This window comes from Armatimonadota bacterium (genome assembly GCA_018268395.1).
Lineage (GTDB): Bacteria > Armatimonadota > Fimbriimonadia > Fimbriimonadales > Fimbriimonadaceae > JAEURO01.
This window is the reverse complement of the sequence record JAFDWQ010000010.1, coordinates 211,721-233,098: the sequence shown is the minus strand read 5'-3', so window position 1 is coordinate 233,098 and position 21,378 is coordinate 211,721. Positions and strand designations below refer to the sequence as shown.

At 63.9% G+C, this 21,378-nt stretch carries 18 protein-coding genes; 7 read left to right on the top strand and 11 right to left on the bottom strand.

Translation table 11 applies throughout. The features are described from left to right. Positions 1-27: 27 nt before the first annotated feature. Positions 28-648 carry a uracil phosphoribosyltransferase gene (gene upp / locus JST30_16540; GenBank protein ID MBS1715937.1) on the bottom strand — a complete coding sequence of 207 codons (621 nt, stop codon included), beginning with the start codon at positions 646-648 and terminating at the stop codon, positions 28-30. 86 nt (positions 649-734) lie between these two features. Between upp and glmU the strand changes: the two genes are divergently transcribed. From glmU to JST30_16525, 3 genes are all read left to right on the top strand, one after another. Next, a complete protein-coding gene (gene glmU / locus JST30_16535) occupies positions 735-2,132 on the top strand; it encodes a bifunctional UDP-N-acetylglucosamine diphosphorylase/glucosamine-1-phosphate N-acetyltransferase GlmU (GenBank protein ID MBS1715936.1) in 1,398 nt (465 codons plus the stop codon). A gap of 38 nt (positions 2,133-2,170) precedes the next feature. Beyond that, positions 2,171-3,115, top strand: a complete 945-nt coding sequence (locus JST30_16530) for a ribose-phosphate pyrophosphokinase (GenBank protein ID MBS1715935.1) — start codon at positions 2,171-2,173, stop codon at positions 3,113-3,115. 96 nt (positions 3,116-3,211) lie between these two features. Continuing rightward, positions 3,212-3,388 (top strand): hypothetical protein, encoded by a 177-nt coding sequence (locus JST30_16525; GenBank protein MBS1715934.1) that lies wholly within the window; start codon positions 3,212-3,214, stop codon positions 3,386-3,388. A gap of 60 nt (positions 3,389-3,448) precedes the next feature. Here JST30_16525 and glgP read toward each other — a convergent pair whose 3' ends face one another. The 3 genes from glgP to JST30_16510 are packed head-to-tail and all read right to left on the bottom strand — an operon-like array spanning position 3,449 to position 8,139. Then, positions 3,449-6,025, bottom strand: coding sequence for an alpha-glucan family phosphorylase (gene glgP / locus JST30_16520; GenBank protein ID MBS1715933.1), 2,577 nt, complete (start codon positions 6,023-6,025; stop codon positions 3,449-3,451). Between the two features lie 60 nt (positions 6,026-6,085). Continuing rightward, complete coding sequence (locus tag JST30_16515; protein ID MBS1715932.1) at positions 6,086-6,382, bottom strand: hypothetical protein; 297 nt, start codon at positions 6,380-6,382, stop codon at positions 6,086-6,088. Next, positions 6,379-8,139 carry an ADP-ribosylglycohydrolase family protein gene (locus tag JST30_16510; protein MBS1715931.1) on the bottom strand — a complete coding sequence of 587 codons (1,761 nt, stop codon included), beginning with the start codon at positions 8,137-8,139 and terminating at the stop codon, positions 6,379-6,381. The genes JST30_16515 and JST30_16510 overlap by 4 nt, the downstream gene beginning before the upstream one ends. 30 nt (positions 8,140-8,169) lie before the next feature. On the opposite strand from JST30_16510, the gene JST30_16505 reads away from it, so the two are divergent. Then, positions 8,170-8,754 (top strand): phosphatase PAP2 family protein, encoded by a 585-nt coding sequence (locus tag JST30_16505; protein ID MBS1715930.1) that lies wholly within the window; start codon positions 8,170-8,172, stop codon positions 8,752-8,754. Here JST30_16505 and JST30_16500 read toward each other — a convergent pair. The 4 genes from JST30_16500 to pyrF are packed head-to-tail and all read right to left on the bottom strand — an operon-like array spanning position 8,669 to position 12,537. Then, on the bottom strand, positions 8,669-9,253 hold the full coding sequence (locus JST30_16500) for a GerMN domain-containing protein (GenBank protein MBS1715929.1): 585 nt from the start codon (positions 9,251-9,253) through the stop codon (positions 8,669-8,671). The genes JST30_16505 and JST30_16500 overlap by 86 nt on opposite strands. Further along, a complete protein-coding gene (locus JST30_16495) occupies positions 9,234-10,784 on the bottom strand; it encodes an N-acetylmuramoyl-L-alanine amidase (protein MBS1715928.1) in 1,551 nt (516 codons plus the stop codon). The genes JST30_16500 and JST30_16495 overlap by 20 nt, the downstream gene beginning before the upstream one ends. Beyond that, the gene (locus JST30_16490; GenBank protein MBS1715927.1) at positions 10,781-11,830 is read right to left on the bottom strand and encodes an A/G-specific adenine glycosylase; all 1,050 of its coding nucleotides are present in this window, start codon (positions 11,828-11,830) and stop codon (positions 10,781-10,783) included. Before JST30_16490 ends, JST30_16495 begins: the two co-directional genes overlap by 4 nt. Further along, on the bottom strand, positions 11,827-12,537 hold the full coding sequence (gene pyrF, locus JST30_16485) for an orotidine-5'-phosphate decarboxylase (GenBank protein MBS1715926.1): 711 nt from the start codon (positions 12,535-12,537) through the stop codon (positions 11,827-11,829). The genes JST30_16490 and pyrF overlap by 4 nt, the downstream gene beginning before the upstream one ends. Positions 12,538-12,720: 183 nt before the next feature. Here pyrF and JST30_16480 point away from each other — a divergent pair, with 183 nt between their 5' ends. Then, positions 12,721-14,142, top strand: coding sequence for an aldehyde dehydrogenase family protein (locus JST30_16480; protein ID MBS1715925.1), 1,422 nt, complete (start codon positions 12,721-12,723; stop codon positions 14,140-14,142). A gap of 1 nt (position 14,143) precedes the next feature. Here the strand turns inward: JST30_16480 and JST30_16475 are convergent, their stop codons facing one another. Next, on the bottom strand, positions 14,144-15,280 hold the full coding sequence (locus JST30_16475; GenBank protein ID MBS1715924.1) for an ABC transporter ATP-binding protein: 1,137 nt from the start codon (positions 15,278-15,280) through the stop codon (positions 14,144-14,146). A gap of 80 nt (positions 15,281-15,360) precedes the next feature. Between JST30_16475 and JST30_16470 the strand changes: the two genes are divergently transcribed. Continuing rightward, complete coding sequence (locus tag JST30_16470) at positions 15,361-17,202, top strand: glutamate mutase L (protein MBS1715923.1); 1,842 nt, start codon at positions 15,361-15,363, stop codon at positions 17,200-17,202. Between the two features lie 104 nt (positions 17,203-17,306). After that, positions 17,307-17,891 (top strand): hypothetical protein, encoded by a 585-nt coding sequence (locus JST30_16465; protein MBS1715922.1) that lies wholly within the window; start codon positions 17,307-17,309, stop codon positions 17,889-17,891. Here the strand turns inward: JST30_16465 and JST30_16460 are convergent. Both JST30_16460 and JST30_16455 read right to left on the bottom strand, forming a co-directional pair. After that, complete coding sequence (locus JST30_16460) at positions 17,888-18,565, bottom strand: phosphatase PAP2 family protein (protein MBS1715921.1); 678 nt, start codon at positions 18,563-18,565, stop codon at positions 17,888-17,890. The genes JST30_16465 and JST30_16460 overlap by 4 nt on opposite strands. Before the next feature lie 43 nt (positions 18,566-18,608). Further along, the gene (locus tag JST30_16455) at positions 18,609-21,368 is read right to left on the bottom strand and encodes an EAL domain-containing protein (protein MBS1715920.1); all 2,760 of its coding nucleotides are present in this window, start codon (positions 21,366-21,368) and stop codon (positions 18,609-18,611) included. Positions 21,369-21,378 lie beyond the last annotated feature (10 nt).

Genomic DNA, 21,378 nt, shown 5'->3' with positions numbered 1-21,378 from the left:
CAAGGACGCCGGCGATCCGTTCCCGGTCTACAAGGTCCCGTACAGACGGTCGCCATAGTCCCCCAAGCCGGGAAGGATGTACTTTTGGCCGTTCAACTGCCTGTCGAGACCGGCCGTGAAGACCTCGACGTCCGGATGGGCCGCGGCCATCGCTTCGACGCCTTCCGGTGCGGCGACGATGCACGCCATGACCGTCTTCGCCGCTCCTTGCGACTTCAGGACCGACGCAGCCTGGGCGGCGCTGCCCCCGGTCGCCAGCATCGGATCGGCGAGCAGCACGTACCGGTCCGCCAAGTTCGGAAGTTTGCAGTAATAGGAACTCGCGGTCGCGTCGATGTGGCTACGTTCGAGCCCGATGTAGCCGACCGCGACGTCCGGGAACAACTGGAGTGCCGGTTCCAGCATCGAGAGTCCGGCCCGGAGCACAGGGACGACGGCCAGACCTTGGGACAACCTTCGACCGTCCGTCGGCTCCAGTGGCGTCTGCACCGATTCGACTTTCAATCCGAGCCCTCGCGTCGCCTCAAGGATCACGATCGTCGAGAGGGTCCACGCCATCTGTCGGAACCTGTCAGGCCCTGTCTCGCGGTCGCGGAGGCCGGTCAAGAGGTGCTGGGCGAGGGGGTGGTCGACGACGTGCAAAGGCATCGCTTCCCGATGCTACCGGAAGGTCATGGGGCCCCTCGCCCCCTCGCATGCCTACGGGGCTGGGCGTCGGGTATCTTGACCCGTCCATGGCCCCCCGATCCCCTGCCGCCGGCCTCGTCTTGGCCGCAGGCAAAGGCACCCGAATGAAGAGCGACCTGCCGAAGGCGCTACACGAGGTGGCCGGGGTCCCGATGGTCCAGTTGGTCGTTTCAGCCGCCAAAAGCGCCGGGGTCGCCCGTCCCATCGTGGTGGTGGGCTATCAAGGCGACCTCGTCCGCGAGGCCCTGGACGGCCAAGTGGGTTTTGCCGAGCAAGACGAACAACTCGGCACGGGCCACGCCGCCTTGATGGCAGCGGACCTGCTGAAGGGCCACGACGGTCCCGTGCTGGTCACTCCCGGCGATACGCCCCTCCTGAGCTCGGAAACTTTGCGCGCCCTGCTCGAGCGGTTCGAGGCCGAAGACGCCCAAGCCGTCATGGCGACTTTCGTCACCTTCGATCCTAAGGGCTACGGCCGGATCGTGAGGGACGCCGACGGCCTCGTAGAACGCATCGTCGAAGAGAAGGACGCGACGGTTTCCGAGCGCGCCATCCAGGAGGTCAACCCGGCCGTCTACGTCTTCGACTGCAGGCTCCTCATGGAGATCCTTCCGGGCCTTGGCAACACGAACGCTCAAGGCGAGTACTACCTTACAGACGCCATCGCCGAGATCCGTAAGCGTGGTGGCCGTGTCGTCGCCGAAGTCTTCGACGATCCCGACGAGTTCATGGGCGTCAACGACCGCTGGCAACTCGCCGAAGCCGCCCGCATCATGCGCCTACGGATCTTGCGGCGGCACGCCATGAACGGCGTGACCATCGTCGACCCCACCAGCACGTATATCGGCTTCGACGTCGAGCTCGAACCGGACGTCCTCATCCAACCCATGACCGTCATCGAAGGAGGGACGAAGATCTCGGCGGGTGCCGAGATAGGCCCGAACGCATGGATCAAGGACAGCACGATCGGTCGCGGTTGCCGGGTCTTCATGAGCCACGTCGACCAGGCGACGATGGAAGAGTGCTCGCGTTGCGGTCCGTTCAGTAACCTTCGACCAGGCACCAAGCTCGGCCGCAAAGTCAAGGTCGGCAACTTCGTCGAAATCAAGAACTCCGATGTCGGAGAACTCACGGCCGTGTCGCACCTGACCTACATCGGAGACTCGACCGTCGGGTCCAAAGCGAACATCGGCGCAGGCACGATCACGTGCAACTACGACGGCTACAGCAAGAACCGGACGGAAATCGGTGACGGCGCGTTCATCGGATCGAACAGCACCATCATCGCCCCGCGTACAATAGGTGCAGGCGCCTTCGTGGCGGCGGGCAGCGTCGTCAGTCAGGACGTCCCTGAAGACGCCATGGCGATCGGTCGAGCGAGGCAGGAGAACAAAGAAGGTTGGGCCAAATCCTGGAGGGACAAGCAATCAAACCAGAAGCCGTGACGAACGGCGTCAAGGTCAACAACGGCGAGCTTTCCGACATGAAGCTCTTCGCGGGGAACGCGCACGCGGACCTCGGTCACAAGGTCGCCGAATATCTGGGCATCGAAATCGGCGCACTGACGTCGACGCGCTTCAGCGACGGTGAGATCCGGATCCAGGTCGACGAGAGCACGCGCGGAAACGACGTGTTCATCATCCAACCGACCTGCGCGCCCGTCAACGACACGCTCATGGAGCTGCTGATCATGCTCGACGCCTTCCGTCGGGCGAGCGCCAACCGGATCACGGTCGTGATGCCGTACTACGGCTATGCGCGCCAGGACAAGAAGCTAAAGCCCCGCGAACCTGTCACGGCCCGGTTGATCGCCGACCTCATCGAAGAAGCGGGCGCGCACCGCGTCGTGTGCATCGACCTGCACGCCGAGCAGATCCAGGGGTTCTTCGACATCCCCGTCGACCACCTCTACGCCGGACCGATCTTGGGCCGCCACTTTATCGAGCAAGGCTATTCCGAACTCGAGAACGTCGTCATCGTCAGTCCTGACGTCGCGGGCGTGACCCGAGCGCGGGCCCTGGCGGAGATGCTGAAATGCCCGCTCGCGATCATCGCCAAACGTCGCCCTGAACCGAACAAGGTCGACATCGTCGAGATCATCGGCGACGTCGAAGGGAAGAAGTGCGTGATGATCGACGACATGATCGATACCGGCGGCTCGATCATCCAGGGAGCCGAAGCGCTCTTGAAGCGCGGGGCCGAGGACGTCATCGCCGCATGCACGCACGCCGTCTTCAGCGGCAACGCCTCTCAGAAGCTCCAAGACTCGGTCGTTTCAAGAGTCGTCAGCCTGGACACGGTGCCTATCCCGAGCGTCAAGCAGTTCCCGAAGCTGACGATCTTGCCATCGGCGCCTCTCATCGGCGAAGCCATCCGGCGGATCCATACGAACGAGTCCATCAGTACGCTCTTCGAGAACTACCGCTAGGCCGGTCACGTTACCGGATCTGATCGAGAGCACGGACGACCGGCACCGTCCGTGCTCTCATCGTCTATCGTTCGACCGCTTCCTCATCAGGGTCACATGGACGTTTCGAAGCCCGCCCCCGAGCAACTGGTCCGGATCTATCGGCAAGAGTTCCGAACGATCACGGTCCGGCGCAAGCCTCGGCCTCAGTTCGATCGCAGGTCAAGGCCTGCCGACTCGAAGACTCTGGCCGAATGGCTGGGCAAGGGCCTCCTTCTCGACGTCCAAGCCTGACTCCTGTTCGACTCCGTTCCTGTCCGGGCCGTCTTTGCCGACGGCCCGCTTTTTTTTGCGTCAGACCTGCTCAGGCTCGTACGTGACGATCGGAAGCTCGGCCGCCACGACGACGTCCTCGTGGTTCGGGACGACCCGGACGACGTAGCCACGGTGCCCTGGGCGGCTACACCCGATCGTTCCGGTGAACACGTGTTTCGACCCGTCCGAACTCTGAAGGGTCATGTTCGAAAGCTCCAGTTGGCTCAACTCCCTGTTCTGTGCGACCTGGCCGGACAAGGTCTGGACATGGACGTCGTCCGGCGACAGGGCCCCGAGGTCGACGACGGCCTTCACGTTGAACTCCTGGCCGATGACGTATTTCGTCTTGGCATCGTCCGAGACCTGCAACACTCTGACGTCCTTCCAGGCGGTCCGGATCCTGTCGCGCCAGTACAAAACCGACTTGGCGTTCGAGAGTCCGTTCTGGGACAGGTGCTGGAAGGCGTCTGCCGACGGCATATAGAAGCGGCTCGCATATTCGCGCACCATCCGTAGGGTCGAGAACACGGGGGCGAGCTCCTTCATGCTGCGCCGCATCATCTCGACCCATGCGGTCGGTACACCGCCTTCTGTCCGGTAATAGAAGACAGGAGCGATCTCGCTTTCGATGAGGTGGTGCAAGGCCCGGCTGTCGATCCAGTCCTGATAGCCTTCGTCGGAAAACTCGCTGCCGTCCCCGATGGCCCAACCGACGCCGCGCTCGTAGGCTTCCGCCCACCAGCCGTCCAAGACGGAGCAATTGAGACCGCCGTTCGGCACGACCTTCATGCCGCTGGTCCCGCTCGCCTCCATAGGACGCCTCGGGTTGTTCAGCCAGACGTCCACGCCCTGGATCATCCGGCGGGCCACCGACATGTCGTAGTCTTCCAAAAAGACGATCCGGCTCCGCGCCCCTTCGTTGTTGATGAAATTGACGATGTCCTGGATCAGTTTTTTGCCGCCGTCGTCCCGAGGGTGGGACTTGCCGGCGAAAACGAACTGGACGGGCCGGTCCGGATGGAACAACAGGTTCTTCAGACGCTCTTTGTCCTGCAGCAACAAGGTCGCGCGCTTGTACGTTGCGAACCGACGTGCGAAGCCGATCGTCAGGATTCGCGGATCGAGGACGTCGTTGACGGCGGCCATATCGACCGGCCCGGAGCTGGCACGTTTGAGCTGCATCCGCAGGCGGCGGCGGCAATAGCGCACCAAGTCGCCCCGTTCGTTCTCCCGGATCTCCCAAAGCCGGGAGTCGGGCACGCTGTCGAGGCAACGCCAGACGTCACGCGCGCTCGGATCCTCCCGCCAAGTCGGGCCCGCGAACTCGTCGAGCAGTTCCGTCATCCGGCGGCCCATCCAGGTCATCGTATGGACCCCGTTCGTGACGGCATCGATCGGGACTTCCTCGACGGGATAATCCGACCATCGCTGGCCGAAGATCCTTCGGCTGACGTTCGCGTGGAGCTTCGAGACCGCGTTCACGTGGTTGGAGTTCTCCATCGCGAGGACGGCCATATTGAACCGCTCGTCCTTGTCCTGGGGATCGAAACGTCCGAGTTCCAGAAGCTTGTCCAATGTCAGGCCAAGTCCGCCGACCGACTTGTTCAGGTACTTCTCGAGCAGGGCCGAAGGGAAGAGGTCGAACCCCGCCGGGACGGGCGTGTGGGTCGTGAAGACGTTTCCTGAGACGCAGCACTGACGGGCGGTACGGAAGTCGCACCCGTGGTCGGTCATGAACTGCTTGATCCGCTCCAGTGCCAGGAACGCCGCGTGGCCCTCGTTCATGTGGCAGACCGTCGGGGTCTTTCCGAGCGCGACCAGCGCACGGTAGCCTCCCATCCCCAGGATGATTTCCTGGCGGATCCGCATGTCTTCGTCGCCGCCATAAAGCGTGTCGGTGATCGACTGCTCGTCCGGTGAGTTCTCCAAGACGTTCGAGTCCAGCAAGTAGAGCTCGATCCGGCCGACCTGCGCTTTCCAGACCTGGATCAGTACTTCGCTGTCCGGAAACTCGACGCGGATCCGGAGCGGACGGTCGTCCTCTCCTCGGCACAAAGTCAGGGGCAACCGGTAAAAGTCGTACTGGGGGTAGCGCTCCTGTTGCCAACCGTCCGGGCTCAAGGACTGCCGGAAATACCCTTTGGAATAAAGGAGCCCGATCCCGACGAGAGGGATGCCAAGGTCGCTCGCCGCCTTAAGATGGTCGCCCGCCAAAACCCCCAAACCGCCCGAGTAGATAGGCAAAGCCTCGGTGAGCCCGAACTCGGCCGAGAAGTAAGCGATCAGCGTGTCGTCTCGCCGACCCGGATACTTCCGGTCAAACCACGTTTTCGCGGAAAGGTAGTGATCGAGCTCCTTGGTGCAGAGGGAAAGCTTGGTCTGGAAGACCTCGTCCCTGGACAGTCGGTTGACGTCGTCCTCGCTGAGCCGGTTGATGAGCTCGACCGGATTGTGTTCGACCTCGTCCCACAAGTCTTTGCCGATGTCCCGGAACATCGACCGTGTCTCATGGTTCCAGGTCCACCAATAGTTGTACGCCAGCCGCGTCAGAGGCTGGAGCGGTTCCGGCAGGTGTCTGACCACCTCGAACGAGTGGGCGTACTTCAAACTGCGCATGCGTCAGAAGAGATTATTGGCGATTTGCCCGCGATATTGCGGGTAGACGGCGTCCAGGGCTCATTCGTCCCGTGTCGGAATGATCCTTGCCTCGATCATCCAGGTCACGACGTTGTACGCGAAGAGCAGGGCGAGACTCGTCAGGCAGAGCGTCACGACCCATGTCAAGATTCTCAGGCCGTACTTCCTGGCGAACCGCTCTTGACGCCGGAACCCCGCCCAAGCTTGATCGCGACGCGGCCCTTCCGGAAAGAGCTTGACCCAGTTCCTCTGGAGCCTTCGCACCCATGGGCGCCGCATGAACCACAGCATCGCGGCCCAGACGTTCCGGGCGATCTGGGTCGCGACCGTGATCATGGATCCATGGGCGACCAGTCCACAGGTTCGACGACCCGGCCGTCACCGTCCGTGAACAGGAGGACGAATGGATGGGCCGGCCGCCGGTCCCGGACCAGCTTGACGACCAATGTCGTCTCGTCGCCAGGGGTCCAACGGAAGACGTAAGGCGGCCTTCTTTCAGGCTCCGGAACGTGGTAGTCGTTGTAACGGACCGCCCGTTGCCCGTCGACGGTCACCGAAACGCCCGGGGCACCCGCCGCGACCATGTCGATCGGCCCCTCGGAAGGCAGTCGGAACCGACCGTAGAGGACGACGGCCCCTGGCCCGAACTGAAAAAGGGGTTCGACGTCGTACACCCGCCCCTCCTGCAACCATTCGGTCCATTGAGCCGGCAGACCGCTCCTGCCGTTGAACCGGTCCGACCGGATCTGCCTCCTCTCTGCAGGCAGCGTCGCTTCGTAGGCGTCTTGGCTCTCGTTCTCGAACGGTCCCGCGACGAACCAGCTCTCGGGGGCGAGAACAGGCAGGCGCAACGTCGCCGGTCCGGCGTGGACGGTCAACGGGCTGTCTGCGGAAACGTCGGTCCTGCGGACGATCAGCCCTTTCGTGACACGGCCGCCAGGTTCGAGAGACTCTTGACCCAGTCGGGTCGCCGTTTCCGCACCGACCGGTGCGACCACTTGGCAGTCCAGCGTCTCCGGGGTGTCCGTCCCATTGACCAACGTGAGTGCCACCTGCCAGCCCTCGGATCCTCTCTCGATCATCCCGTTCGGAAAGCGCGCCTCGATACGAACGCCTCGGGAACAGACGGCTGCCTCAGCGTCCTCGGAGGGCCTCCAAGCCAGGGCGCCGTCCGCTCTCTCGCCGCACTCTGCGATCCGCTCCGCGAACCGGGTGAGGGTTTCCGGGACGACGACGTCTTTGAGGCCGTAGCTGCAAACGTAGGAGTCCCCGAGCGGTGCGGTCCACTCGGGGGCGATCGGACCGTAAAGGAGGGAACCTAGGGCGCCGGCCAAGAGTCCGGCCTGATCTGCGGCCCCCCCGAATCCAGCGGCACCTGTGACGGCCGACGCCGTGTCTTTGGCGAGGGCGACCCCCGCGACCGCAGCTCCGAACGCCGACAAGGCCTTGCCCGAAGCCGGTTCTCCGAGCTCTCCGTCCCAGCGGGCCTTCAATGTCGGAAGCGGGTCGGATTCCCCCATCGATTGAAGGACGGCGGACACGAGTCCGGCCCCCTTGGAACGTCGGTCCAGTGCTGCGGTCGCCGCTCGAAGCACGTCGCTGAGGGCGGCGCCTTCCACGGCCGAGGCCACCGCGGCGGCAGACGCAACAGCCGTCCAAACGCCTTCGCCGGAGTGATCGAACGACGCGTCCCATAACGCCCAGTCTGCGGCGGCCTCGGAACGGCCCTGGAACGCCAGCCCCCAGAAGACCGCACGACCGAGGGCCCCAGCGTCCTCCGCGAAAGGATTGCCGCGGCAGCCGGTCATCGGGACAGGCACGCCGCGTGACAGGTTGGCCCTGGCTACGGCCGAAGCCGGCGTCACTGTCGTCCATCGTTCAGAAACGTCGCGCCAAAGGTCTTCAGGACCCTCGCCCGTGCCGAGGAAACGGTCGAACGCCAGCCAAGCGTCGAAGGCCGGGCACGGCGGCATCCGAAGCGGTCCAGGCTCATAGAAAGCCAACCGCTTGAACCCTCGCGTACCGGCCCGAACGGCCCCAAGGGTGTGCCCGGCGACGGACGCCCATACGGCATGCTTGACCCGGTCGTTCACGTTCGGTTTTTACCTGGGTACGATCTTGCCGTGAACTCGCTGGACACGGCTGTCTTCCGGGCCGTGAACGGCTGGCCCGAAAGCACGGCGCCTTTCTGGGTGTTCTTGTCCAATGCGACCAAGACCACAGGCGGCCTCGTCCTGATCGGATCCCTGGTGGTCTTGTCCCTCGTCTGGAAACCGACCCGACTGGGAACGGTCCTCGCCCTCTTGGCATGGCCTCTGGCCAACCTGACGACGGACGTACTGAAGGACGCCTTCCAGTGGAACCGTCCCAGTTGGCCGGACGTCATGGCCGCGAACCCATGGATCCAGGTACGGGTGGAACCGTTGACGAGTTTCGGGACGGCTTCGGCCCATTCCGCGAACATGATGGCCGTCGCGACCGTGTTCCTCTGGCTTCACCGGCCGATGGGAGCCCTTTGGTGCGGCGTCGCCGTCCTGACCGGTCTGTCCCGGATCTACGTGGGCGTCCACTGGCCGAGCGAAGTGGTGCTCGGATGGCTGTGCGGCGCGGTGTGCGGCACGATCATCGTGAAGTGCCATCAGGAGGCGGCACGCCTTCTGGCCCGCCGCCGGACTTCTCCGGAACAGGGACCGGAAGCGGCTGAGTGAGGTCGATGTTGCCAAGGGTCTCGAGGGGCTTGCCCTCGACCGTCATCTTCACGGCGTGGACGTCCGAGAACTGGGCCATCGTCGTCATGAGGCCCTTCACGACGGTCTGCTCGTCTTCTGTCCCGTAAGTCGTCTCGAATTCGGCGTTGAAGTCCAACGTCGCCAAGCCGTCCTTGACCGTGCACGTTTTCAGTGCGGCCCCTTTTGGGATGAAACCGAGGTTCTTCAGATAAGAGTTGACCGCGAACACCTTCGGATCGGTCTTCTCCGGTGGTTTGACCGTGCCCGGGTCGAGCTTCAGTTCGCCCTTCTCATACCGGGGCCGATAGACCTTGACGTCTTCGCGCCGGGAAGGTTCGTCGACGACGGCCTTCTTTGAAGCCGGAAGCTCCTTGGGAAGCGTCGCCACGTAATACCCCACTCCTCCGAGAAGGGCGATCGAGCAGAGCCCCACGATCAGAGGGGCCGGATTGCGGCGGCTACTTCTTGGACTCTTCACCGAAAAACACCTTAGCACCCTTCACGATCGCGTCCGCGACATGGTCACGGAAGTTCTGGTCTTGGATCTTCGAACGGTCGGTCGCGTGGTTCAAGAACCCAAGTTCCAGGAGGACGGCGGGCATCTGCGCCCCTCTCAAGACGGCGAATCCCGAATTGTAGATCCGCGTATCGCTCCAAGTGCCCATATCGGGCAGATCCTTGAACTTGGCGATCTCGCTCCGGATGCACTCGGCCAATAACATGTGCAACGGGATCGCATTGTGATAGAACACGATCGTCCCGCTACGGCTGTTGTCGACGCTGTTCGAATTGAAATGGCAACTGACGAACAGGTCAGCCTTGCTTCGGTTCGCGATGTTCGACCGCTCCCCGAGGGACACGAACGTGTCGTCCGAGCGGGTCATGATCACGGAGGCGCCTGCTTCCTTGAGGGCCTTGGCGACCGTCTTCGCCATCGCCAGAGTCTGGTTCTTTTCTTGGACGCCGGCATGGACGGCCCCGTTGTCCTTACCACCGTGCCCGGCGTCGACGACGATGATCTTTCCGGCCAATCCGCCCCGGGACTTGGGCCGGGACAGCGAGACCGTAGCCCCCAGACTCTGCGTGTTCAGTTCGAACGCAAGCGCTGACTTGAGGTTCAAAGTGACGGTGCAGGTGCCGTTTCCGTCGTCGACGACGTCGATGCTCCTGATGAACGGGCTCCGTTCGACCAGGTTCTCGCCGGGTTTCTCGGCGGCGCTTCCAGGAACCGTCACTTGGATCGTCGTCGGATCAAGGTAAAGGGCGGTCGGACTTTGCGACGGTCGACTGGTCCACGGAAGGACGACCGGTTGGGTGCCGTTGACTTCCGACCCGACAGCGGGCTTGCCAAGGCTGACGGTGGCCGCTGTCTTGGGTGCGGCGGGGACGTTCGAAGCGAGGGCCAGTTCGACCGTACGCCCTTCTAAGAGCGCGGGGACGGTCACGTTCGACATCGTCGGGGACTCGATCACGACCCGGACCGTGTTCGACGTGAACTGCGACGCCCGCCATCCCGAGGGTAAGGGGGCCAGAGCCTTCTCGTCCAAGACCGCACCCGCAAGGTCGAGGACCATCCGGGGCGGACCCGAGGCGCGGAACGCCCGAGGCTTCACGTTCATCGTACAGTCGACCCTCAGGCCTGCGGGAGTCTTCTCGATGTTCCGCAGCCGACCGAGGACCGTCGCCCGGCCCTGGGCTTCGTCCCACTCGACCGTTCCGCCCAGATAGCGGACGGCCTCGTCCAGGCAGTACAGCCGTTTACCGCCGATGATCGACGATTCTAATTGAAAGGTGTGCCCTTCGGCGCTGACGGAGGCGACGCCGTCGGTGACGTCGACCTGCCACCCGACACGGCGCATGAACGCCGGCGTCACGTAGCAGGCACCCTCGTACCGGGCGCCCTGGTCGGAGAACGCTCCTCGGTAGGTGTAGTCGACGGTCAGCCCGTTCTGGGCCCAGGCCGCCGTCATCGCCATCCATAGCGTCAGACAGGCAAGCATGCGCGTCATGCGTTAGTAGGCAAGGATACCTGAGTCGCCCGCACGTCGGTTCCCGAACCGTCCTCGACCGCCCGTTCCCAAATCGAGAGCGCCCGCTCTTGGGGCGCAGGAAGGGCGTACCGACGGACGTCGGCCGGCTCGCACCACGTTAACGAAGACGACGGACGTTCGCAGTCCGCGACGCTCACTTCGACGTCGATCCGGTGGCCTGTCACGGTGTGCCGGAAGTGGCCGATCGGGCGGCGTCGCGATGGGCCGACCAACACGTCCAGCGCCTCGGTCGAAGCCGAACGCGGAAAGCCCCACAATCCGGCCCACCACTCGCCTGGCGGTGTCTGCACGATCCCGAGCCGGCCCTTGTACCGGGGCACCCAGACGTGATGGTCCAGCTCGACGGGCGCCTTGCGAGGTGGCCTTACGGGCCGGAAATCGACTGTTCCTGAGGCCACAGCCCGGCACAGGCCGTGTAAAGGGCAGGCCGTACAAGAAGGGCTTCGAGGTTTGCAGACCGTCGCCCCGAGCTCCATGAGGGCTTGGTTCCAGTCGGAAGGGCGTTCTTGGCAGACTTGGCCCTTCGCCCAGGCCCAGGCCGCACGATGGAGCGCAGGACCGGAAGCGGCGTCGTCGTTGAGCCGGGAGTAGACCCGTTCGACGTTCCCGTCGACCAAGGCCGCCGGCTCGCCCAAGGCGATCGACGCGATCGCGCCGGCGGTATAGGGGCCGACACCGGGAACGTCGAGCCAGGCGTCGGCCGACGAAGGAAACCCATGTTCGACGATCCATTTTGCCCCGTCCTGAAGCCTCCGACAGCGGGCGTAGTATCCGAGGCCCGCCCAGTACGAAGCACATTCGTCGGCCTCGGCACGGGCCAGGTCTTCGACGGTAGGGAAGCGCTTCATCCACCGTTCGAAGTACGGCACGACGGCTTTGACCGTGGTCTGTTGTAGCATCGCTTCACTGACCCAGACCGCGTACGGGTCCGCAGTCCGTCTCCACGGCAGATCGCGCCGCGACGCTTCGTACCAGTCCAACAACCGTCGCTGGACGTCCGTCAAGGGGCAACGGTCTCGTCGAGGAGTCCGAGTTCGGCCAACGCGGCGAGGGGGTCGTGGGCATCGGTCAGATATCGGCCGATCACGAGGTAGTCGGAGCCGTCGCCCAGGGCCGACCTCGCGTCGCCCACGCGCTGCTGGTCATGGGTGTCGGCATTGTGGGGCCGGATGCCAGGCGTCACGATGACGGAGTGCCCGACCGCTTTCCTCATCGCGGCGACCTCGTGAACGGAGCACACGACGCCGTCCAACCCGCAGTCCACTCCCATTTTGGAAAGGGCGAGCATGTGGTCGACGAGTCCTCGCGAGACTCCTAGATCGGTATGGAGGGTCCGTTCGTCAAGGGACGTCAAGACCGAGACGCCGATCAGGAGCGGCGCTTGTTCGTCCGCATATTCCTTGGCTTCTTCGACCGCGGCGGTGATCATGGCCGGTCCCCCCGACAGGTGCAGCGTCGTCATCCAGACACCGCGCTTGGCCGCTTCTCGGACTCCGAGGGCGACCGAGTTCGGAATGTCATGGAACTTGAGGTCGAGGAAGATCCGCTCGGCACCGGCTTCCTTCAGCCTGTCGATCACGTCCAGCCCGTAGGGCAATGTCAACGCGTGCCCGATCTTGAAGGCCCCGACGTACGGGGCGAGGCGTTTGACGATCGAACCCGCGCGCCCGATGTCTCCCGTGTCGATGGCGCATATGATCTTTCGGCGCATACCGGGTTTTAAGTTTAGCTCGGACTTATCGACAAGTGTCTGCATCCTCGGCCTCGTCAGTTGGTACGGGAACCAGGCGGGCGTAGTGCCGGCTTGGCCTGAGCGGCGGAAAAGGGCCTAGGTACCGGCCCGTCTTTCTGACGCGCGGACCCGCCGAGCGGCATCGGGGGTGTAATCCCGGCCATGACGGTGTACGGCTTGATCGTCCACGGAGAAGAAGTCGAAGGGTCGGTCAAGGCCGCTGCGCGCGCGCCGTACGACGGTCGTGTCCTCGGCGAAGCCTGGCTCGGGGCTTGGGCGGACATGGACCGGGCCATTGGTTCGTCCGTCCGGGCTTACTCCGACTGGAAGCGGACGGCCCGCCGCGATCGGGCCACCCTTCTCCGCCGCGTGGCCCAAGGCGTCCGTGACCAAGCCGAAGACCTTGCGTTCGTGCTGACGCACGAAGTCGGAAAGCCCGTGACGTGGTCGAGAGGGGAAGTCGCGAGGACGGCCCTGACTTTCGACCTCGCCGCCGACCTATTGACGGCCCCGTCCGGCGAGGTCCTCCCGACGGACTTCGATCCTCGAGGCGACGGTCACCGTTGCACGGTCGAGCGGTTCCCGGTCGGGCCCGTACTCGCCATCACGCCGTACAACTGGCCGTACAACTTGGCCGCACACAAGATCGCGCCGGCCCTGGCCGCCGGGAACACGGTCCTTCTGAAGCCTTCGAAGGCGGCCCTTCTCAGCAGCCGGGCGCTCGTACGCGCCATCCATGACGCAGGTTGTCCCCCTGGTGTCCTCAACCTGGTGCCGTGCGACCCGGAAACGGCGGAAAAGGCCGTCCAAGACCCCCGGGTCCGTTGCGTCAGCTTCACCGGATCGGACGTCGTCGGTTGGCGCCTCAAGAAGCTTGCGAGCGAGAAACCCGTCACGCTCGAACTGGGGGGCGACGCCTCCGCCGTCGTCTTCCCCGACGCGGACCTCGATTGGACGCTCGGTCGCCTCGTCGCCGGAGGCTTCGGCTATGCCGGACAGATCTGCATCTCGATCCAACACGTCCGTGTCCACCGTGAGGTGTACGACGAGGTACGCGACCGCCTGACGTCCGGCACCCGAGCCTGCCCGGCAGGCGATCCGGCCCTGGACGAGACGGTTTGCGGGCCCATGATCGACGGAGAAGCGGCCGACCGTGTCGAAGCCTGGGTCGATTCAGCCCGAGGGGGCGGGGCTACCGTGTTGGCCGGAGGACGACGCGAAGGCAACGTCCTGAAACCGACGCTCGTCAGCGACGTCCCTCCCGGAACCGAGCTGGCCTGCAAGGAAGTGTTCGGGCCCGTTCTGACTCTGACACCGTTCGAGTCGGTCGACGAGGCGGTCGCCCAGGTCGACGGATCCTCCTACGGGATCCATTGCGGCGTCTTTACGAAGGATCTCACCGTCGCCGAGCGCTTCTATCAAGAGGTCGACACGGGCGGGGTCGTCGTCGGGGACTATCCGACGCTACGGTTCGACAATATGCCGTACGGCGGCGTGAAGAAGAGCGGGTTCGGACGCGAAGGCGTCCGCTCGGGCTACGAGTCGATGACCGTTCCTAAAGTGCTCTTGACGCGCCTCGTCTAGCTTATCGGACCGCTTGTCCGCTCGCTGAATCAAAGACGTGGAGCTTGTCGACGTCGACGGCGAACGTCGCCGACTGTCCCGCGTGGATGCGCGCTGCAGGATCGAGGCTCGCCGTCATGTTCAGTCCGCCGGCGACCAAGTAGACCGTGTCTTCCGAACCCAGTTTCTCGAGGACGTCGACCTTGGCTTCGAAGCGGTTGTCCTCCGTCACGGGCACCGGGCTGGAGACCGTCGTGTCGTGGATGTCTTCCGGCCGGATCCCGATGGTGACCGACTTGCCGACGTCTCCTCGGACCGGATGGCCGACAGGGAGGGCCAGTTTGAAGGCGCCTAAGTCGACGTGTCCGTTCGTGACCGTCCCGTCGAGGAAGTTCATGGGCGGGGCGCCGATAAAGCCTGCGACGAACTTGTTCGCAGGCTTGTTGTAGACCGTTTCAGGATCGTCGCACTGCTGGAGCACGCCGTCGGACATGACGGCGATGCGCTGGCCCATCGTCATGGCTTCGGTCTGGTCGTGAGTGACGTAGATCGTCGTGACCCCGAGCCGCCTGTGAAGTCGGATGAGCTCGGCCCGCGTCTGGATCCTCAGCTTCGCGTCCAGGTTGCTCAACGGTTCGTCCATGAGGAACACCCGCGGTTCGCGGGCGATGGCGCGTCCGAGAGCCACGCGTTGGCGTTGCCCGCCGGACAGTTCTTTCGGCCGCCTTTGGAGCAGGTGGTCGATCGCGAGCATCTTGGCGACTTCTTGGACCCTGGCATCGATCTTCGACCGCTTGCCCTTCGCTTCCGACATGTGCGACAACTGCCAGAAGACGCCTTTGAGCTCGCGGATCTTGAGACCGAACGCGATGTTCTCGTACACCGTCATGTGGGGGTACAGAGCGTAGTTTTGAAAGACCATCGCGATGTCGCGGTCTTTCGGCGGCACGTCGTTGACCCGGTCGGGGCCGATCACGAGGTCTCCGGACGTCGCTTCCTCCAGGCCCGCGATCATCCGGAGCGCGGTCGTCTTTCCGCAACCGGATGGGCCGACCAAGACCATGAACTCCCCGTCTTGGATGTCGAGGGAAAGGTCGTCGACGGCCTTGACGTCCTTTCCGAACACCTTCGTAACGTGCTTGAACGAGACTCCAGCCAAACCGGGGCGAGTATATACCACTCCCTCCGTCCGGCCGCCTGTGCGCCGTCCTGGCCGCAGGGCTATAATCCACGCCATCCATGTCCGAGAACATCCTGCGGATCGTCGCTACCGACTGTGGGTCCACGACCACGAAGGCGATCCTCATCGAGCGGAACGATAAGGGCGAGTACCGACTGGTCGCCCGTGGCGAAGCACCGACGACCGTCGAGAAGCCGTTCGAAGACGTCACCGTCGGCGTCACGAACTCGATCACCGAACTCGAAGAGCTGACGGAGAGCGAACCCGCCGAGGGCTTCAAGCCCGGTCGGCGCAGACTCCTGAAGGACGGGCAGGTCTGGCGCCTTCGCAAGGAGGGCAAGGAGCTCGAACAGCGCGGGGGAGAACTGGACGGTTCCGACCTGTACGTGTCGACGTCCTCGGCAGGCGGCGGGCTGCAGATGATGGTCGCAGGGGTCGTGAAAGCGATGTCGGCAGAATCAGCCGAGCGCGCAGCGCTCGGTGCAGGCGCGATCCTCATGGACACGCTCGCCGTCGACGACGGGCGAAAGGATTTTCAAAAGGTCGAGAGGCTGCGACAGCTCCGTCCCGACATCATCCTCATGTCCGGAGGCACGGACGGCGGCACGAAGTCGCACCTCGTCGAAATGGCCGAAGTCATCCACCGCGCCGATCCTAAACCGCGCTTCGGCGATATGAAGCTGCCCGTCATCTTCGCCGGTAACACCGAAGCGAGCGCGGAAGTCGGAACGGTCCTCGGCCAGGGCATCGCGACCAAGGTCGTCGCGAACATCCGACCGACGCTGGAACGGGAAAACCTGGACCCGGCGCGCGACGAGATCCACGAGCTCTTCCTCGAACACGTCATGCAACAGGCGCCCGGTTACTCCAAGCTCCTAGAATGGGCGAGCGAAGAGGTCATGGCGACGCCGAACGCGGTCGGCAAGCTGATGGAAGCCTACGCTCTGCAAGAGGACATCAACATTCTTGGCGTCGACATCGGCGGGGCGACGACCGACGTGTTCTCGGTCTTCCAGGGCACTTACAACCGGACGGTCAGCGCCAACCTCGGGATGTCGTACTCGATCTGTAACGTCCTCAAGGAGACGGGTACGGCCAACATCGCGCGCTGGATCCCGATCCAGATCGACCAGTTCGAAGTGCGCAACCGGCTTCGCAACAAGATGATCCGCCCGACGACGATCCCGCAGACGTACGAAGACCTGCTCATCGAGCAGGCCGTGTCGAGGGAAGCCCTCCGCCTCGCGTTCGAGCACCACAAGTCGCTCGCAAGGTCGCTCAAAGGGACTCAGCAGCAACGCGACGTCGGACAGATCTTCGAGCAGTCCGGAACGGGCGAGACCCTCATCAAAATGATGAACCTGGACATGATCATCGGATCGGGCGGCGTCCTGTCCCACGCACCGCACCGGGCCCAGTCCGCCCTGATGATGCTGGACGCTTACGAACCGGAGGGCGTGACCATGATCACGGTCGACTCCATCTTCATGATGCCGCACCTGGGCGTCCTTTCGGAGCACTTCTTCGAGGCGGCGCGCCAGGTCTTCGAGCACGACTGCATCGTCAAGTGCGGACACTGCATCGCGCCGACGGGGAACTGCAAGTCAGGCGAGGTCGCGGTCACGGTGACGGGTCCGGGCATCAACGAGTCCGTTCAAGCGGGCACCATCAAGGTCGTCCCGCTCGGACGCGACCAGTTCGCCGAAGTCACGATCACCCCGCACCGCAACATGGACGTCGGGGCCGGGAAAGGGAAGCCACGGCCGTTCAAGCTCGAAGGCGGGACGGTCGGCGTCATCATCGACGCCAGGGGCCGTCCGCTCGCGCTTCCGTCCGACGACGGTGCCCGCATCATGAAGCTCAGAGAGTGGTTGACGGCCATGTCGCTGCCGCTTCCCTAAGAGCCCGCGGATCAAAACGCAGCACGGACGGACAGACGGTAGGAGAACCCGATTCGGCCGTCGTGCGTCTCAGTCCCTGAGGGTACGCACCTCGAGAGGACTTCATGCACAACCGTGGATTCATCAGGGCTTCGATCGTCATGTCCGTGGCGGCGACCGTGGCCGCATCGGCCGTGGTCTTGGCCCGACAGGACCAGACGCACCAGGAGACGAACCGCCAGACCTCGCAATCGGGCGGGGGAACGGCGACCGCCTCAGGAAGCGCGTCGGCTTCGGCCTCGTCGCGCGGGGGTTCCTCCCAATCGGGATCCCAGCGGGGCGGCGCCTCGGGCTTCGCTTCGGGCATCGATCCGAACAAGCGCCTCTATGCCGTCTGGTACGAGAAAGCGGCTAACGCGCCTGTCGATGCCGGCAAACGAGGAGAAGTCGAACACGCTCAGTACATGAAGTACCTGATGCAGGACGGGACGCTGGTCATGGAGGGCCCTTTCGAAGACGGCACCGGGTTGCTCTTGATCCTTCAGACGGACAGTGACGCCCATGCCGGAAAGATCGTCGCCGACGACCCGGCCGTCGTCAAGGGCTATCTCAAGCCGACGGTCAAGCGATGGGTCTGGCGGTACGGTGGCCTCCGCGACTCGATGGTCGCGCAGCCCTCGCTCCCGGTCCGACGGGCAGGCGGAGGCTAACTTTCCTCTGCCTCTGGTTTTGGCCCTGTCTCGGCGACGGGCCAAAACCAGAACACGAGGCTTCCCGAGGCGAGTCCCAGGAGGGCGGCCGCGATCACGTCGCTCGGAAAATGGACCCCGACATAGACACGGGAGAGACCGACCAGGACGGCCCACACCAGGATCCAGGCGGCCCAAGTCCCCTTGGCCCCCTTTCCGTAGCACCAGCACACGACGGCTGCGACCGCGAACGACGTGGTCGCGTGTCCGCTGGGGAAACTGGTCGACCCGTGGAGGTCCTCGAGCGGCATCGAGAACTCCAGGTTGCTCGGCCGGGCGCGGGGCAGAAACTGGACGATTCCCAGCCGAAGCAGGCCTGCGACGGCGAGCGATACGAGCGCCCTCCCGGCGACGGCCCTGTCCAGTCCCGAGAACAAGCCGAACAGCGCTGCGGCTGCGACCGCCGCTAAGACGTGACGTTCGACGGCGAACGCGAGGACCGTCGTGCACAGGAACGCGACGACCATGACGGCCTTTGCCCGGTGGGCGAACAAACGGCTGAGAAGGGGGATGGCCTGGAGGTAGCCCAAACCCGAGAACGTGACGGTCACGAGCAGCGGATCCAACCAGTCCCGGTGCATCCCGAGATGGACGGCTCGAAAGACGTCCGCATCGACCTGCCACAGCGGCGGCATCCCGAGATTATCGCCCGCCCGGCCGAAAGACGTCTGGAACGGCTCAGGCCGCCCTTTGGCGCTGGACCGTCGCCCAGTTCGCCATCATCGCTTCGAACGCCCGGACGCTGAGCGGCTTTTCGAACAGGAACCCCTGCACGAGGTTGCACCCCAGGTTCTGGAGTTGGAGCAATTGTTCTGCCGATTCGACGCCTTCGCCGACGACCTTCAAGCCCATGGCGCGGCAGAGCGTCAAGATCGCCAAGATGATCGCGGTCGGCGCCTGTTCCTTTCCGAGCATGCGCACGAACTCTTGGTCGATCTTCACGCAATCGACCGGGAGCTTTTGAAGGTGCGTCAGCGACGAGTAACCCGTTCCAAAGTCGTCGATGGACAACTGGACGCCCAGGCCCTTGAGCGCGTTCAACGCTTTGACCGCGACCTCGAAGTCGCGCACGGCCATCGTCTCCGTGACCTCCAGGTTCAAGTTGCGCGGCGGCAGTTCATGGCGGGCCAGGCAGTCCCGGACGACGTCCACGAAGCCAGGAGAGATGAGTTGCTTCTGCGAAAGGTTCACGTTGATCGTGAAGTCGGCACCGTACGTCTGGACCCAGTTGACGGCACGCTCGCAGGCTTCCTCCAGGATCCAAGCGCCGATTTCGAGGATCTGACCAGACTCCTCTGCAATGGGGATGAATTTGCTCGGTGGGACGCTCCCCATCTCCGGATGGTGCCACCGGACGAGCGTCTCGGCCCCGACGATCGAATGGTCGCGCACGTCCACGATCGGCTGATAGACCAAGGTCAGTTCCTGACGTTCCAGGGCCATCCGAAGTCCGCTCTCGATTTTCAGGCGTTCGACGACCCGTTCGTTCATCGTCTCGTCGAACACGGCGTACCCCGACTTTCCGCGCGACTTCGCCTCGTACATCGCCGTATCGGCGTTCCTCATGAGTTCTGCGGGAGAGATCGCCGAACCGTCGGAGGTCGCAAGGCCGACCGACCCCGTCAAATACAGCTCTTTTCCGTCGGCGACCATCACGCCGTTCATGGCTTCCACCACCGCTTCGGCCGCAGCGATGGCCCGTGCCCGGTCGCTTCCTGAATGAAGCAGGATGCTGAACTCGTCGCCGCCCATCCTGGCCACGAGGTCGCTCCGTTCCACCGCGTCCTGGAGCCTGTGGGCGCATTGGAACAGCACTTCGTCACCCACCTCGTGCCCCAATGAATCGTTGATCAGTTTGAAGTTGTCAAGATCGACGAAAAGGACGGCGACGGGTCCGTCGTCCGACTTTAATGCCTCCTCCAGGCGCCCTTGGAACCTCGACCGGTTGGCCAGGCCCGTGACCGCGTCCACGTACGCCTGGCGCTCGATCTCCATCTGCATGATGTTGCGCTCGGTGACGTCCTTCAGGAACGCATGGACCATCGAGAGTCCGCCGTCGCGGTCCCGCTCTGGGATCATGACGGCTTCGACGAAGACGGGTTCACCGTCCGGCCGCTTGCCCGTCAGTTCGAGCTCGAGACGGTCTTCGTACCGCAGGCGGACGAGGGCGTGCCGGACGTACATCAACGAGACCTTCTCCAGGACGACGCTGACGTTGACGCCCTTCAGGTTGCTCAGACCGAACATACGGTGGGTCTCGCTGTTCGCGTCTGAGATGTTGCCGTTCGGCGTGATCAGGGCGATCCCCTCCAGAGCGTGTTGCAGGACGTTGTTGATGTGGGTCAACTGCCTTGTCCGCTCGAAGACCAAGTGCTCGAGCCGGTCGTTGATCTCTTGAAGGCTGGCGCGCTGCTGTTCGATCTCGAAACTGTTGCCCGTGATCGTGTTCAACATGTGGTCCATGGTGACGGCCAGACTCGACAGTTCGTCGTCGCCCGGCAGGTTCACCGAACCCATGCCCGTGCTCGTGTCGATCTGACGGATCTGGCTTTGAAGGTTGCTGATCCGCTTGAGGACGAGGTCGTTCAGGACGTAGAGGATGTACCAGCCGAAGGCCACCATCACGACGAGGAGCCCGATCCGTAGCGACAAGACCGTCTGCTGGGCTTGACCGTAAATGACCCGCGGCGACCGGACCGAGAGTTGGAACCCTCCCATTCCTCCCACCGCGGGGATGTTGCCTTTGACGTACAACTGGTCGTCCGAGACCGAACTCACGACGAAGTTTTCGCCAGGAAGGCGGGAGTTCAGCCTCGCGACCGGTTTGAGCCCGATATCGAGGCTGATGGCTTCGGACAGCGCCCGAAGCTCGTGTGAGTCCAAGAACTTGCCCCAGACGACCCAGCCCCGCGGTGGCTTGACGCCGAGCGGGTCACGGACCGCCCTGACGACGACCAAAAGCGGAAGCCCGCCCTGCTCGATCAACCCGTATGGTTCCCATGAAAGGCCCTTAGGCTTCTTCGCTGCGAGTCCAAGCGACCGCTTCAACCGTTCCAGGTCGGTCTTTCCCTTTCCCCTCCACTCGGGTGCGACGGCACTGGCGACCGTCTTTCCACCAGGGTCCACGAACTGGACGATGTCGATTCCGGTCCTCTTGAGGGCCGCATCGCTCAATTGGTTCCGGACAAAGCTCCGGTCCTGCTCCGCCATGAAGGCGTAACTGTCCTTCCAGGCCGCCCAGTCCGAGGCCCGTTGGACGACTCCGCGCTCCATCTGTTCGAAGGCGTCTTGTGCGCGGTGCCAGTTCTGCCTCGCCGCGTCCGCCTCGACCCGGGCGAAACCCTGGAGGACGAGGACTTGAAGCACCAAGAGCAACCCCGAACACAAGACGAGGAAAAGCGTGACAAGGCGGCCGACCACCCGTCGGTTCAGGCTCATGGGCTTGGAC

Bases quoted from the DNA above. Each gene is read 5' to 3' on its own strand.
- upp (MBS1715937.1), bottom strand. From the start codon at position 648: ATGCCTTTGCACGTCGTCGACCACCCCCTCGCCCAGCACCTCTTGACC.
- glmU (MBS1715936.1), top strand. From the start codon at position 735: ATGGCCCCCCGATCCCCTGCCGCCGGCCTCGTCTTGGCCGCAGGCAAA.
- JST30_16530 (MBS1715935.1), top strand. From the start codon at position 2,171: ATGAAGCTCTTCGCGGGGAACGCGCACGCGGACCTCGGTCACAAGGTC.
- JST30_16525 (MBS1715934.1), top strand. From the start codon at position 3,212: ATGGACGTTTCGAAGCCCGCCCCCGAGCAACTGGTCCGGATCTATCGG.
- glgP (MBS1715933.1), bottom strand. From the start codon at position 6,025: ATGCGCAGTTTGAAGTACGCCCACTCGTTCGAGGTGGTCAGACACCTG.
- JST30_16515 (MBS1715932.1), bottom strand. From the start codon at position 6,382: ATGATCACGGTCGCGACCCAGATCGCCCGGAACGTCTGGGCCGCGATG.
- JST30_16495 (MBS1715928.1), bottom strand. From the start codon at position 10,784: ATGACGCGCATGCTTGCCTGTCTGACGCTATGGATGGCGATGACGGCG.
- pyrF (MBS1715926.1), bottom strand. From the start codon at position 12,537: ATGCGCCGAAAGATCATATGCGCCATCGACACGGGAGACATCGGGCGC.
- JST30_16480 (MBS1715925.1), top strand. From the start codon at position 12,721: ATGACGGTGTACGGCTTGATCGTCCACGGAGAAGAAGTCGAAGGGTCG.
- JST30_16470 (MBS1715923.1), top strand. From the start codon at position 15,361: ATGTCCGAGAACATCCTGCGGATCGTCGCTACCGACTGTGGGTCCACG.
- JST30_16465 (MBS1715922.1), top strand. From the start codon at position 17,307: ATGCACAACCGTGGATTCATCAGGGCTTCGATCGTCATGTCCGTGGCG.
- JST30_16460 (MBS1715921.1), bottom strand. From the start codon at position 18,565: ATGCCGCCGCTGTGGCAGGTCGATGCGGACGTCTTTCGAGCCGTCCAT.
- JST30_16455 (MBS1715920.1), bottom strand. From the start codon at position 21,368: ATGAGCCTGAACCGACGGGTGGTCGGCCGCCTTGTCACGCTTTTCCTC.